This window comes from Stieleria neptunia, from assembly GCF_007754155.1.
Classification (GTDB): Bacteria; Planctomycetota; Planctomycetia; order Pirellulales; family Pirellulaceae; genus Stieleria; species Stieleria neptunia.
Genome location: NZ_CP037423.1, coordinates 6697929 through 6712281, shown reverse-complemented (window position 1 = coordinate 6712281; position 14353 = coordinate 6697929). Strand labels below are relative to the sequence as shown.

The 14353-nt window shown below is 59.1% G+C and carries 11 protein-coding genes; 7 read left to right on the top strand and 4 right to left on the bottom strand.

Features of this window, described 5'->3' with window-relative positions; translation table 11 throughout:
• Window positions 1–450: 450 nt before the first annotated feature.
• The gene (locus Enr13x_RS23345; protein WP_197455304.1) at window positions 451–1065 is read right to left on the bottom strand and encodes a response regulator transcription factor; all 615 of its coding nucleotides are present in this window, start codon (window positions 1063–1065) and stop codon (window positions 451–453) included.
• Window positions 1066–1594: 529 nt separating this feature from the next.
• Here Enr13x_RS23345 and Enr13x_RS23340 point away from each other — a divergent pair.
• A complete protein-coding gene (locus Enr13x_RS23340) occupies window positions 1595–1843 on the top strand; it encodes a DUF2513 domain-containing protein (RefSeq protein ID WP_145389256.1) in 249 nt (82 codons plus the stop codon).
• 90 nt (window positions 1844–1933) lie between these two features.
• Here Enr13x_RS23340 and Enr13x_RS23335 read toward each other — a convergent pair whose 3' ends face one another.
• Window positions 1934–6112 (bottom strand): neutral/alkaline non-lysosomal ceramidase N-terminal domain-containing protein, encoded by a 4179-nt coding sequence (locus tag Enr13x_RS23335; protein WP_145389255.1) that lies wholly within the window; start codon window positions 6110–6112, stop codon window positions 1934–1936.
• Between the two features lie 196 nt (window positions 6113–6308).
• Between Enr13x_RS23335 and Enr13x_RS23330 the strand changes: the two genes are divergently transcribed.
• The 5 genes from Enr13x_RS23330 (at window position 6309) to Enr13x_RS23310 (ending at window position 10712) form a co-directional block, all read left to right on the top strand.
• Complete coding sequence (locus tag Enr13x_RS23330) at window positions 6309–6875, top strand: RDD family protein (protein WP_145389254.1); 567 nt, start codon at window positions 6309–6311, stop codon at window positions 6873–6875.
• Between the two features lie 93 nt (window positions 6876–6968).
• Complete coding sequence (locus Enr13x_RS23325; protein ID WP_231743736.1) at window positions 6969–8000, top strand: ABC transporter ATP-binding protein; 1032 nt, start codon at window positions 6969–6971, stop codon at window positions 7998–8000.
• Window positions 7987–8982 carry an ABC-2 family transporter permease gene (locus tag Enr13x_RS23320; RefSeq protein WP_231743735.1) on the top strand — a complete coding sequence of 332 codons (996 nt, stop codon included), beginning with the start codon at window positions 7987–7989 and terminating at the stop codon, window positions 8980–8982. Before Enr13x_RS23325 ends, Enr13x_RS23320 begins: the two co-directional genes overlap by 14 nt.
• Before the next feature lie 3 nt (window positions 8983–8985).
• Window positions 8986–9921 carry an ABC transporter ATP-binding protein gene (locus Enr13x_RS23315; protein ID WP_145389253.1) on the top strand — a complete coding sequence of 312 codons (936 nt, stop codon included), beginning with the start codon at window positions 8986–8988 and terminating at the stop codon, window positions 9919–9921.
• Window positions 9918–10712, top strand: a complete 795-nt coding sequence (locus tag Enr13x_RS23310; protein ID WP_145389252.1) for a hypothetical protein — start codon at window positions 9918–9920, stop codon at window positions 10710–10712. Before Enr13x_RS23315 ends, Enr13x_RS23310 begins: the two co-directional genes overlap by 4 nt.
• Before the next feature lie 260 nt (window positions 10713–10972).
• Here Enr13x_RS23310 and Enr13x_RS23305 read toward each other — a convergent pair whose 3' ends face one another.
• Complete coding sequence (locus Enr13x_RS23305) at window positions 10973–11935, bottom strand: hypothetical protein (protein ID WP_145389251.1); 963 nt, start codon at window positions 11933–11935, stop codon at window positions 10973–10975.
• A 49-nt stretch (window positions 11936–11984) separates the two neighbouring features.
• Window positions 11985–13175 carry a GumC domain-containing protein gene (locus tag Enr13x_RS23300; protein WP_145389250.1) on the bottom strand — a complete coding sequence of 397 codons (1191 nt, stop codon included), beginning with the start codon at window positions 13173–13175 and terminating at the stop codon, window positions 11985–11987.
• A 199-nt stretch (window positions 13176–13374) separates the two neighbouring features.
• Between Enr13x_RS23300 and Enr13x_RS23295 the strand changes: the two genes are divergently transcribed.
• Window positions 13375–14157: an enoyl-CoA hydratase-related protein gene (locus Enr13x_RS23295; protein WP_145389249.1), complete on the top strand. Its 783-nt coding sequence runs from the start codon at window positions 13375–13377 to the stop codon at window positions 14155–14157.
• Window positions 14158–14353: the final 196 nt, after the last annotated feature.

Here is a 14353-nt window from a genome sequence, read left to right as displayed (position 1 = left end):
TCGGACATCGCAGCAATGCCTCGAAAAACCTGGGTCCTGAGCGATTAGCCACTAAAATCCACGAAGAACTCCCTCTGGGAGAGACGGCGTTTGCGCAGCAAGCAAACACCAGAGAGGGCCGGCGGCTTGCGAAAGTCTTGACGGGCTGTCGATTTAGTTGGGATCTGCTGAGTCTATGGTGAGCCGCTGGCCGTAAGGCCTCGGGCAGCGTCGCAGTGCCCGGCCGCTTACGCGCCCGCGGCTCACAAAAACGACAGCCCGTTGACGACTTCCGCTACGATCAACTCCGCCACGGATTCAATCGACGTCCCTGCCAGGAGGGTGACTTTACAACTGTGTCGAGCGGAAAAGGGGTCAGGTACCAAAAACCAAATGGCCCGCAGGGTGCTTCGCATTTTTGGTACCTGACCCCTTTTCCGCGGTACCCTAAGAATAAAAGTTGACGAAGCACTAGTCCGTCGATTGTTCGTGCCCTAGACACAGACGCACAAGTTCGACATCGTTGCCAACTTCCAACTTGTCCAAGACCCGGGCGCGGTGCTTGGAAACGGTTTGGAATGAGATGCCAAATTCGATCGAAATCTGCTTGAGGGAGCGGCCTTGAACCAGCAGCTCCATCACTTCGCGCTCGCGGCTGGTCAGCCGTGACACCCGATCTGAAAACTCCTTGCACGGTGGCATCGATTCGCGAGCGTGCTTGTCGATCTGAATCGCTTCGTTGATTCGATCCAAAAGGATCTGGTCCTTGATCGGTTTCTGCAGAAAATCGATCGCACCCGCCTTGATGGCGCGAACACTCATCGGGATGTCGCCGTGGCCGGACACAAAAATAATCGGCGGAATGTAATCCCACTTTTCCAATTCCGCCTGCAGGTCCAGCCCATTCATTTCGGGCATTCGGACATCCAGCACCAGACATCCTGGGACCGAGGGGTCAAAATTCTGCAGGAATTCCTTGGGCCGATCGAACGTCTGCACCTTGATGTTCATCGACTCGATCAGAAAAGCTAACGAGTGCAGTGCGGCTTGGTCGTCATCGACCACCACCACGGTTGGTTCAGTCACGGTGTTGCTCCTTGGGCAATCGTCATATCCGCAATTCCATCGCATCGTCGTGGGTTGGACATGCCTGCGCGTCCCCGAACTCCGAATCACTGGGGGAGGTTGCCTCGCTTCAAAACGACGTCCTTGCCCCCGACATCAGGATAGCAGAGCCCTGAACCCCCTCAATGTAGACGTCTGACCCGCCCGGCGGGTGCGGTTCGGCATCAAAACCGCTCAAAATTCGCATGGATTTATGTGCAGCGCCGGGGTGATAATGATGCCAACGTCATCGATCTTGGCCCCCGAGAGATTTCTCGTCGGTCATCGGCCTCTGCGGGTTGCCCCTCCGCAGAGGTTTTTTTATGCGCGTTGGACGGAGAGGGCATTGAGCAACCGTTGGTGATTGGCCTTCAGGGACCTGCCCCCTTTTCCACGGCTCCTCGGACGCTCCCGGCGATTGATCATCAGCCCACCGCCGGATACAACGTGGCGACGGTGGCAACTGAATCACCGGAATGCTGATTAGTCCACTTCAGAGGGATCGTTCACGATGAAACGAGACATGGTGCTTGTCCGAAAGCTTTTGGAATTTATCGAGGCCAAGGGAGCGCGCCTGTTCAAGGGCTCGATTCAGATCGAAGGGTACGAGCGGGAGCAAATCACTCTGCACTTGTATTTGCTGGCCGACGCCGGGTTTATCGAACTGGGACAGGACACGCTGGCCGACAAGGGACCGCTGGTGTTGACCTGGAAGGGCTGCGATTACCTGGATGAGTTGAAGGCGCAAGACAGGAAGTAGGGAGCTGCAAAAAAATAAGTGGCGCAAGCTTCCGGCGTGCGTTGCCGGAATCGCAAGCTGGAAGCTTACGCCACTGTTGAAGAATGCCGATTAACGCTGCAAGTACCTCACGATCGCTTGCAGGGCTTCGACGTCGAGTGTCGTTTCGAACCCTTCGGGCATCAACGAAGTGCCGGTGCTCTTGATTCGTTCGATCTGATCGCGACCAATGGTGGTTCGTTTTCCGTCAGCGTGTGCGATCGTCAGACTGTCGCCGACTTCTGATTCGATCACTCCGGCCAACGTCCGCCCTTCATCGGTTTGAATCACATAGTTCTGGTACTTCGGTTCGACGGCCCGGTTGGGATCCAGAATCGCCTCCACCAGCGCCGTGTCGCTGCGGTTGGTCAGATTCTGTAGGCTGGCTCCGATCGCCACGCCACTGGGATCGGGCGAATGACACACGCCGCAGTGTTTCTCGAACAGGGTGCGTCCGAGTTCAAGTTCGTTCTTCGCGGCGTCATCGGATGTTTCGCTGCGTGTCGAGAATTTGGCCAAGTAGTCGCGCACGATTTCGCCACGCTGTTTGGATCCACCGCTGCGAAGGATCCGCCCGGCCATCACCCGCATCGATTGGCTGCCCGATTTGAGCAGGTGTTCGCGGGTTGCCAGAGAAAGCTCGTTGGCGCGGATCTGCTCGGCTTGCAACGCTTGCAGCAACACCTCGGTTGACTGTCGGCGGGCGAGCATTTGGGAAATCAGATGGTCTCGAACCGCGATGGAGAATGTGGGCCAACGATCGATCACCGCGTTCAGAATCTCGTTGTCGTTTTGGCTTGCCAACCCGGTGATGGATTCACACTGAACCGACGCGGGGGTTTCGGGATTCAGCAGCGAGATCAGAAACTCCGTCCTCGCTGCACCGGCATCGAGATTCAAGCTGATCAGGCTGACCGCGCGGCATCGCGAGGCTTCTGGTTGTGCCGCATCCACGGCAACGCGCTCGGCCTGTTGCTGCAGGGGACGCAGGACGTGATTGCCGATAGCACCGGCAAAACATTCGGCCAGTCGGAGTTGCGTTTCAAAGTCCAACTCGGACGCGCCCAGTCGTGACGCAGCCAATTCCTCGATCGGCGCGTCTTGCTGTTTCGCCGTTGCCAAGACGCGGCGCAACAGTTGGACACGATGTTCGGTGAATTGGCCGGGGTGATCGGTGGCCTGCTGAAGGATCGCGTCGGCAATCGGAATCGCATGCGGAGCTGCCGAACTGGCGACGGCATCGCCCAGCCATTGATCAAGGTCCGACCGTGTCGCAATCTTGGCCAGCGCGATCCCGGCGGCATCTGATTCCGATTCCCCCAACGCCAACGCGGTCTGCAAGGCGACCGGGGTGTCCGGGTGCCCGGCGAGTTCGATCAAACGGTTGAGCACGAGGTCGGAATTTGCAACGCGGTCTTCGCACAATCGGGCCGCGACGAGCAACACCCCGGGATCGGAATCGGTCAACGCGCCGGCGAGTGTGTCGTCGTCCAACGCGCCCGACGCGGCCAGGATGGACAAGGCATGCAGTCTGGCAAAGTGGCTGGGATCGTCCTTGGCCATCGATTTCAACGCAGGCCGAACGGTTTCGGCGTCGCGATGGAGCAAGAGGCGTTGCGCTTGATCGCGGAGCGGCCCGATCGGCGATCGCAGCCATTGCAGCAAGGCATCGCTGGACTGGTCACCCAAGACGGGAATCGGTGCGGCTTGCTCGTCCACCGGTTTTACACGGTAGATGCGGCCGAGCTGTTCGCCGGAACGCAAGTCCAAGCGTTCTTGCCATGCATCGGGAATCCATTCCGGATGCTCGATCACCTCGCGATACATGTCGACGACATACAGCATGCCGTCGGGACCGATCAACGCCCGGACGGGGCGGAACCAGGGATCGGTCGATGCCAAGAATTCACGCTCCGATTCCGTGTCCGACCGTTCGGCGCGGAATGTCGATCCAATCGGTTTGAGAACCGCGCGGTGGACCAGGTTGTGGACGGGCTCGCACACAAACGCAACCGGCTGCTCGGACTCTCCGAACGACGGCGACCGCGCAATGATGCTGCTGCAAGCGGATGTGAAACGATTGGCCGCGAACAGATCGTTGAAGCGCTCGGCAGCGGAGGTCAATGGAAAGACCGGCGGCGCGACGGCGGGCGTGAATAACTGTTGCTTGTTTGTTGAAAACGAGACGGCGGGATTGCGTTTCAGGTAATGATCGTCGATCGGGAAATGATACATCGGCAACGAATTGCTGTTGCCGAACCAGCGGCCGACACTGTCGCGGCTGCGGACGAATTGAGTTCGCCCACTGGTGACGGCGATGCGTCCGCTGTCCGGCCAAATTTGAACATCGTGTCCCGACGCATCAATCGTCTGGCCCGTCGCGACGCTGCTGAGTTTTCCCAGGTTGTCGCCCGCCGCCAAATGCAGGGAATGATCCAGACCGTAGCTGAAACCGTTGATCCGGTGCTGGGGGTTGGCCAGCCGAAATCCCGTGTAGATCGATCGGACGTCGTCGGCGTGACCGTCGCCGGTGGTGTCTCGGGCGAACAGGACGTCCGGGGCGGCGGAGATCAAGACACCGTCTTTCCAGGGCTGGACGCCGGTGGGAAACGGCAATCCATCCAGGAATGTCGTCGCGTTGTCGAACGTCCCGTCGCCATCGGTGTCGGTCAACGATTGGATGCGGCCCCCGTCGGTGCCTTCGGGGTAGTCGCCCATCTCGACGACCCACAGATTTCCGTCGTCACCGAAGGCGAGGTTGACGGGATCTCGGACCAAGGGTTCCGCGGCAACGAGTTCGACCTGGTAGGCATCGGAAACGTGAATCGATTTCAAGGACGTTGCCGGGTCCTGTGGGCGAGGGCGTCCGCTGTTCTTGACGATCTCTTCGACTCGGCGGATCAGCAAGTCTTCTGACCCCTCCGCCCAGGGCCCGGGAAGGCTGTAGTAGATTCCCGAGCGATCGTATTCGTAGCCGCCTTCGGACCGCATCCGCTCGCTGGCGATATACCCGAGCACATCGTTGCTGTATGCCGAAATCCACAAATCGGGGGCTTCGAACGTTGTCTTTAAACGCAGCGCATAGTCGACCACCACCTCGCCACCCAAAAAGATCATCGTCAGCTGGTCACCGAATCGCCACGATTGGATCGGCACGGGATACGTCGCCGGCAGTCGCCCTTTCTCTGCGAGAACCTTCAACATGTGTTCGGCATGCCGACGCGTTTGCGGGCGAGATTCACTCAGCCGCTGCTGCAGCTCTTCTTGTGTCGGTAAATCGAACGACAATGCGGCATAGTCGAAGTGTGCTTCGACGTCCGAGTCGATCGCCGACAGATCCGCTCGGGCGACTCGCTCGACTTCCGCGGCCAAGGTCTGGCCATGCATTCGCGCCATGTCGACGGTGCCGCGTGGATTGGGATTGGCATCGGCCCCACATCCGATCGTGCACAAGGCAACGGCATCGGGAAACGTGTTTTCCAGTTCGGTTGCCGCATAGCCCGCCCAGTCGGCGTTGATCCGGTAGTAATCGCCTCCGACGGTGGTGCAGTGACAGGCGTAGTTGAAGATCACACCCCGAACCGATCCCGCCGGCGTCGCGATCCGCAGCACGGGGACGGAATGATCGACGGGGCCATCGGCTTGCACGCCAAACCCGGTCCATTTGCCGTCGGACAAAACGCGGCGGTTGGCGGCGAACCCCGCCCGGCCGACGCCATAGGCCAGCTGTGCCGGTTCCAAATCGCCGATCGCCAGACCGACCGCACGCACGATCGCCGCGTCCAGAAGTGCCCGATAGCGTTGGGCTGCGTCGGCTTCCGTTTGCGAGAGCGGGGTGGCGAAGATGTTTGACAGTTGCCCTCCCAAGTCGGGACCGCTGTGAGTGTGGGTGCTGCAAAACACAATCCGCTCGCGCGGGATCGCATGCTCCGATTCGATCGCTGACGCCAATTGTCGCGTGTGGGCGCCGGACAGTCCGATGTTGTCGACGCTGAGCAACACCAAGGGTTCTGATTGTGTGGCGTCGGTGTCCGATCGCAAGCACACCGCGCGGACAAACAATCGGGTGTCGATCCCTTCGCTGGCGTGATCGCGATTGCCATAGCCGGACATCCGAACCGGTTCGGTTGGCGTCACGTCTTGCTTGGCAAAACCGGCCTGCCACGTCGTCGCCGCGCTGGCCGAATGGGCCTGATTCAACGACAACCCGAGCGTCAAAGTGATCCACGTGAATCGATAAACTGAATTCATTCGTCTCTGCCGTCCTCTTCTGTCTCTCCAACCAAAGCCACCATCCTAGCCGAAAAAAGTGGCGTAAGCTTCCAGCTTGCGAATCCACTTCTGCCAAGATCACCCTCACTCAGCCCCCTGCCCCCTGCCGCCTGACGATTCGCTAGACTTGGGGGCAACCAGAAACCCATCACGACCGCCGACGCAGCGAGATGTCATGAACGACCCCTCCCATGAAAACGAACCGGTAAATCCTTACGCGCCGACGGACTTTGCCTCCACCGATGCCTTCGTCGATCAGAACGCCCCTCCAGAACTCGCCAGCCGGTTGTCCCGGCTCGGCGCGATCATCATCGACGGCTTTCTAATGATGTTCATCATCTTTCCGATTCAGATCGCCACGGATTACACCGGACGGGCGATGACGGGAGAGGTCGGTCTGTTGGAACAGTTGGCGATGTCGGTGCTCGGAATGATCGTGTTCTTGATCCTCAACGGCTACCTGCTGGTGACGCGGGGGCAATCGATCGGAAAACTGGCCGCGGGCATTCGCATCGTCGACGCGGAGACCAACGAGTTGATCTCGTTCACGCGGATCTACGTGTACCGCTACCTCTGGACGCTGCCCTTCACGTTCATCACGCTGATCATCCCGGGTACCACGGATGACGTTTTCATCAGTCTGGTGTTTCTCGTCGACGCGTTGATGATTTTTCGCTCCGACAAACGCTGCCTGCACGATTTGATCGCGGGTTCGAAAGTCGTCAAAGTCCAGCGGACGTAACGTAGCGACGCCACTTTGGGGGCTGCCAACAGCGGTGGCAGCGTTATTCTTTCACCTTCGGTCACCAAGCATTCGCCCAGTCAGCCGAATCAGGTGTCTGAAGGCGAGGCAGTTTACATTCGTGTCCAAGGAGACGACAAGCTGGAACCGATCATCGAGATTGACAACGTCTGCAAACGCTACGGAGGCATCGAAGCCCTGCGGGATGTTTCACTGCGCATTCCGCCGGGCGTGACCGGATTGTTGGGCCCCAACGGTTCGGGCAAAAGCACGCTGATCAAGGCGCTGTTGGGGTTGTTGCACACCCACGCCGGCAACGGACGCGTACTCGATTACAAGTGGCCGCGTGACACCAAGGCGATCCGCGATTCGATCGGCTACCTGCCCGAAGATGATTGTTACATCGCGGGGTTGGAGGGGATCGAATCGGTTTCCTTGATGGCACAGCTTTCCGGATTGACCGGCCGCGAGGCCCTGCGTCGCAGTCACGAAATGATGGACTTCTGCGGCTTCGGTGAAGAGCGTTACCGGGAGGTCGAATCGTATTCCACCGGCATGCGCCAAAAGCTGAAGTTTGCGCAGGCACTCGTCCATGATCCGCCGCTGTTGATTCTGGATGAACCGACGACGGGTCTGGATCCCGATCAACGGCTGGCGATGCTGCGGCGGATCCGTACGCTGGCCACCCGCCACGGCAAATCGATCCTTCTGTCGACGCACATCTTGCCCGATGTCAAAACGGTGTGCGACCACGTTGTCATCCTGGTGCGTGGTACCGTGCGCGTCGTCGACACGTTGGAAAACCTGAGTCGACCGATCGAGCCGACGATGCATGTTTCGGTCATCGGTGATCACACCCCGCTGGCCCAACGAGTCAGCAGCGAAGGGCATCGTGTCGATTGGCAGCCCCAGACCGGAATCCTGCGGATCGGCGGAATCGATCCCGATCAAACGCAGCGATTGTGGGCTTGGGCGGCGGAGACCGACACGGCGATCCGGCGTCTGGAGCCGGCCGTGAATTCGCTGGAGCAGATCTTCATCGATGTCGCCTCGGGTTCGCTGACGGCGGGAATCGACGCGGATCCAAGCTTGACTCTCTTGGAGGCCGACCGTGCCGGTTCATGATTTGGGTTACCGAAAGTGGTCGGGCGTTCGCGCCGATCAGTTTCTGCGACCGTTGGTGATCGCCCGCGGAGGCATCGCACTGATTCTGAAGCGGCGTTGGCTGCGGGTGCTGTTGGTGTTGGCCTGGCTACCGGTGATACTGCCGGCGCTGGGGATCTTTGCGTTTGAATTTTCGTCGACCGAGCCGGACATGCAGCGGATGATCGTCAGCGCGGTCAGCGGTCCGTTGGGGCGTCCCGACTTGGGGGCGTTGATTCTGAGCGACGCGGAATCAGCCCGGCATGAAGTTTGGTCGACGTTGATCCTGGCCTATTTCCGCTATCCGCAACTGTTTGCGATGGTCGGGTTGATCGGCCTGATCGCTCCGCTGTTGATCTCCTACGATCTCCGCACCAAAGCGTACTTGATGTATTTTTCTCGGCCGCTGTCACCGACGCAGTACATCGTCGGTAAGTCCGCGGTGATCTGGTTTTTTCTGGCCGTCGTTGCGACCGTTCCGGCATTGTTGCTGTACGTGATGGGTGTGTTGCTCTCGCCCGACTTGTCGGTGATTACTCAGACCTGGGACATTCCGCTGCGCATTCTCGCGGCGTCGGTGGTGTTGATGCTTCCGACGACGACGTTGGCCGTGGTCTATTCGTCGCTAACCGCCGAAAGCCGCTACGCGACGTTTTCCTGGTTTGCGACCTGGGCGATGGGATTTGTGGCGTACCAATTCTTGACCTTCACCGCCGCGGCGATGTCCGGCAAACGACCGCCGCGGCGGAGGCGTGGACCGATCAATTGGGAAGAGTACGGTGTGGATCTGGATCGTTGGCGACTGCTTTCGCCGTACCACACGCTCGGTAAAGTCGAAGCCTGGGTGTTCGGGCTGGACAGCACCGCCGCCAGCGTCGTTCCCGCGATCGGTGTCTTGACCGGAATCACCGTGATCGGGTTTTGGATCGTGCACCGCCGCATCGTCGCGAGGCTAAGTGTTTGAGCGATGATTGAATTGAATCAAGTCAGCAAGATGTACGGAAACGTCGTCGGCGTCAACGATCTGAACGTCAACTTGGAATCGGCGGCCTACGGATTGATCGGCCCCAATGGATCCGGCAAGACGACGCTGATTAATTTATTGATCGGGCATTTTCGTCCCACCCTGGGCAGCGTGCGCGTGTTCGGACGAAACCCGACGAAAGACCGCAGCATGCTGCGCAACATCGGCCTCTGTCCGGCTTCGGATGTGTTGTACCCCAATGTTTCCGCGTTCGAATGGGTCAAGTACCTCGTTCGCTTGCACGGCATCTCGCGTCGCGAGAGCCGTACGATGGCCGAACAGGCGCTCGAGATGGTGGGGATGGCTGAATCGATGCATCGGCCGATGGGAACCTATTCGCTGGGGATGCGGCAACGGACGAAGATCGCCCAGGCGATCGCCCACCAGCCGGACCTGTTGATCTTGGATGAACCCTACAACGGGCTTGATCCGGTGGGCCGGGCGGACATGACGGCCGTACTGAAGGCCTGGGCGGACGAGGGGCGTGGATTGCTGTTTGCCAGTCACGTGTTGCAAGAGATCGAAGCGGTCACGTCGTCGTTCTTATTGATTTACGGCGGACGCTTGCTGGCGTCGGGGACAGCCGACGAGATCGAATCGATCCTGGCCGACACACCGCAGCAAGTCCGTGTGATCGGTCCCGATGCCGCGCGTCTGGTGCACCGATTGGCCGAGGTCCCGTGGGTCGACTCGTTCTCCCTGTCCGCCGGTCGGACCGAACTGGCGGTCTCGCTGCGCGATCCCGGCGAATTTTATCGTCTGTTGCCGCATTGGATTCGCAGTGACTCACTCGTGATCGAGCGGTTGCGGGCTTCCAACGGAAACTTGGAAGCGTTGTTCGATTCGCTGCTGAAACATCATCGCGGAGAAACGCCTTGAACAAGCTGACTCTGCCGTTGGATGTGATGGTTTTTGAACTGCGTCGATCGCTGACGGTCGGCCGGATCGCGATTTGGTTCCTGCTGGTTGCGTTCCCCGTCGCAATCATCACCGCCATTCATCTGATCGCAAAGATTGAAATGGGCGAACGGTTCGATCCGGAGAAACTGGTCGAGCCGCTGGGGATGGCGATGTATTTTTTGATCCCCGAAGTCAGTTGTCTGCTGGGATTATTGTTGTGGGCCACCCCGGCGATCAGTACCGAAATCGAAGGCCAAACGTGGGTGTATTTGACGATGCGTTCCTCCGGCCGACGAATGGTGTTGATCGGCAAATACTTGACGGCCGTGGTTTGGACGCTTTCCGCTTCGCTGGCAGCGGTGGCGCTCTGCACGGTCGTGGTCGATTCCCCCATCGGGTCCGAAACGTGGTGGGTGTTGACCAAGCTGGTCGTGCTGTCGTGTTTTGTCCATGCGGCGCTGTACTTGATGATCGGCACGTTGTTCTATCGCCGCACGATGGTCACCGCGGTCATGTACACCGTCGTGGTGGAGTACGTCTTCTCATTTATTCCTGCGCTGGTCAACAAGTTCACGATCAATTACCGCCTGCGAGGTTTGTTGGCCGATTGGATGCAGTGGGACAATGCCCGCAGCCAAGCGGAGCATATTTTTGGCAACGAACCCGTCTCCACCCATCTGCAACTGCTGGGCCTGATGGTCGTCGTTTTTCTAGGCATCGCGCTCTACCGAGTCGAACGCACCGAATACCCGACCCAGCAAGAAGGCTGAGCCGGGAGAGGACGACGCTTTGAAGTGTGGCTCTCGGTGTTTGACGCCAAGCGGGGTGTTTTTTGTTAGCGGTAGGGCGCGAGCGGGCTGTCGGTTTTGTGAGCCGCGCGCCGCGTAAGCGGCCGGGCACTGCGACGTTGCCCGAGGCCTTACGGCCAGCGGCTCACGATTGATTCAGCAGATCCCGACTCAATCGATAGCCCGCTCGCGCCGTTCCGCTAACAAATGAACCATCGCGTTGCCCGGCCCCGAATCTGCTTCTAACGCGGCTTTTCCGGGCCGATGTATTGGGAGGCGATGACCAGATTGTCGAAGTAAACAACGTTGATCGGGTTCTTGGTCCAGCGATCCGTCACATAACTTTCCAGCGTCAAGGCGTTCGCTTGCAAGGCCTGATCGGTTCGCCAATTGAACCCTTTCCAATGCCCCCGCAATTCGCCGTCGATCCAATAGGCTTGCTCCCCATCAGCTTGGCCCGGTGTGTTGTGTCGCAACATGAATTCACAGCAGATCCATTGGTCCTTGGAGATATTGGGCTGCGTTTCCGGGCGGAATCCGTTGCCCCAATATCGACCATCGGGACTCGCCTTCATCTGGTGCCAATAGCTGTAGAAATTCCAGCGTCCCGGTGCAGGCCATTTGCTCCAATTGCCCCAGGGTTCCAGCGCGGTGGAAAAACGCTGGTCGCCTGGTGGTCGATTCCCCGCGCCACCGAAACCGCTCCATCGGTCCCCACCGGTCAACCCACGGTTCGCACGCAGCGTGACGAAGTGATGGATGTAATCGCTGTCCGGGGCGAAGCGGACGTAGAATCTCACGAACACGTCTGGCGCGGACGGGAACCACTTGGTCATGCCACCCCCGGTATCTTTGCCGAGATGGGCGGTGACCTTCAGCGATCGAGATCCGATCGGGGCGGTGTCGTCCTTGAGAGAAACGAGCGACAGGGTGTTTCCGTTCGGGTTGCGGGTTTCGTCCCACTGATCGCCGATCCCGCCGGACTCAAAGTCGTCGGAAAAGATGAACGCCGGATGCTGCTGTCGTTGTTTCGTACCGAGTACCTCAGCCGCGATTCCATCGCCGCTGGGCAGAGACGACGGCGCGAGCGGAACGGCCACCGGTTCGGCTGCCGAGGAACGGCAGTCCAACAGCACTGCAGCCACGACAACCAACAGCAGGTTCGATCGGTAGGGTCGTTGATTCGCAACGAAGTCGAAACGCATACCAGGCCTCTTTAGGTGAGATGACGAAGACTGTCACGCACTGCGTGACCTACAGGTCTACCTGCCTGGCGTCAGTTTTACGTCTCGGCCAGAAACAACCCAACAATGTCGGGATCAGAAATCCGATTCCGGCGACGAGTGCGGCTTTCTGGGTGGGGACGTCATCGATCGGGGAAGCGGGGGGCGTTGCCTGGGACACCGCGACGACGGAAGGGCCGTGTTTGCTTTCGGTTCGGATGGCAGCGAGTCGATCCTCCAGTTTGGAAAGCAGTGCACGTGCTCGCTCCAGATCATCCTGCGCAAACTGCAGCTTGACGTTTGACCCTTCCATCGCATTGAGCTCGCGATGCACTTCGGCGTATCGCTTTGTAAGGACTGCGTGAGTGACTTCCAGCCGATGTTTGTGGTCGGCGGTTTGGGACGGATCATTGGCCTCGGCGAGTTCGTCCGGACCTTTCGTCTTGGTGCCTGCTTTCTCGTCGTTTTGATCGATCAAGGAGGCCCCCACGCTGACCGGTTCAATCTCGACCGCGTTCAAAACGGCAAGATCCACTTCGACTTCGTCGATCTTCTGTTGCAGGTGCATGGCTCGATCGTATTGCAACTCGCGATGCCTTGGACCGGATGCGATTGAATGAAACGCCGAACGCTGTTCTTTGGCCAAACGAAGGACCTGTTGCTCGAGTTCTTCGACCTTCGTTTTCCAACGCTCAATCTCTGGTTTAAGCAATTCGATGGATACTGACGCTCGGCGATGATCCAATTCGCTACGACGGGCCAGATACCGATCCGCGACCAAATTGCACACGTCCGATGCCGCGTTGGGATCCAAATCGATGTAGCTGATCACCATGATGCTGCTACTTCCTGATTCAATCAAAAGATTCTGGCGTAGCGTTTCCGCAGCGAGTTCGGATTTGGACAACGTCGGCGAACGTTCGATTGCCGGATCGGAGAGGACCGATTCGAGCACGGATTCGCTCAACACGAGTTCTTTCTCTCGGTCGGCCAAGTGACTGGAGTGCGTCGACGTGTGGGCTTGGAATTCAGGGGCGTGCTCGGACAGAACAAAGCTCGCTTTATACCGAGGCGTGACGGTTGCAAGTACGGAGTAGCCTGCAATCAGTCCAAAGAGAATGCCAACGGGAAGGCTCCAACGCAGGCGGCGCAGAATCGTGGTGCGTGTGCGACCCTGTGCTGTCGCGCGTTCTGATTCGGCCGGTTCTGGTACGTTCGTCATGGTTTCACTCGTTGCGGATCCAATGGCGAGGGGAAAGGTTTCGGGGTGGGCGGCTCGGTGGGGTGCCCGGATCCCTATGCTAGCGTAGCGTCGAGTACGGCGAAACAAGTTTGTGCAAAATCGGTTACGTTCTTGCCGGGGGCATCATTTTTGACCGCCCCAGAACGACGCAGCAGCAGGCCGATCGGAGGAAGTGAAGATGAGCTATGGGGACATTTTGTTCGAAGCACAGGACGGCGTGGCGACGATCACGATCAACCGGCCGGAGGTCTACAATGCGTTCCGCGCCGAGACCTGCGAAGAATTGATCGATGCGTTCAAACGAGCCGCCTGGGAGGATGCGATCGGAGTCGTCGTGTTGACCGGCGCCGGCGGCAAAGCGTTTTCCACCGGCGGCGACCAGTCCGCCCACGAAGGCCAGTATCAAGGACGCGGCACGATCGGGTTGCCGCTGGAGGAACTGCAAGCGGCGATCCGCGAGACTCCCAAACCGGTCATCGCCAGGGTGCAAGGTTATGCGATCGGCGGCGGCAACGTGTTGGCGCTGTTGTGTGACCTGACCATTGCCGCCGAATCCGCGGTGTTCGGTCAAGTCGGTCCCCGTGTCGGTTCGGTCGACCCCGGTTTTGGGACCGCCTACATGGGGCGCGTGATCGGCGAAAAACGCGCGCGGGAAATGTGGTTCCTGTGTCGCCAATACTCCGGTGCCGAAGCCGTCCGGATGGGCTTGGCAAACGTCGTCGTGCCGGACAGCGAGCTGGACAAGGAAGTCGAACAGTGGTGCCGGGAGATTTTGGAAAAGAGCCCCACGGCGCTGGCCATCGCCAAGTATTCCATGAATGCCGACAGCGCCCACATCAGCGGCCTTTCGGCGATGGGCTTGCAAGCGGTCAAACTGTTCTACGGCACCGAGGAATCGAAAGAAGGTGTCCGAGCCTTCAAACAGAAACGCAAACCGGAGTTCGGCAAATATCGAACCTAGCGTGGCACGATGCCCTGTGTCGTATTGACGCGAGTGGTCTGAATCGGATCGCAAACAGGGTATAATTGTTCAGGTTTCGGCGATTGCGAGGGGGGCGGGCGACGCGAAGGCGTGGCATGATCGTCGGTATCCACTGGCAGTGCATCTACGCGTGATCTGATCGAGGGCCAGGACCATGATGGCCAGCAATACCGTG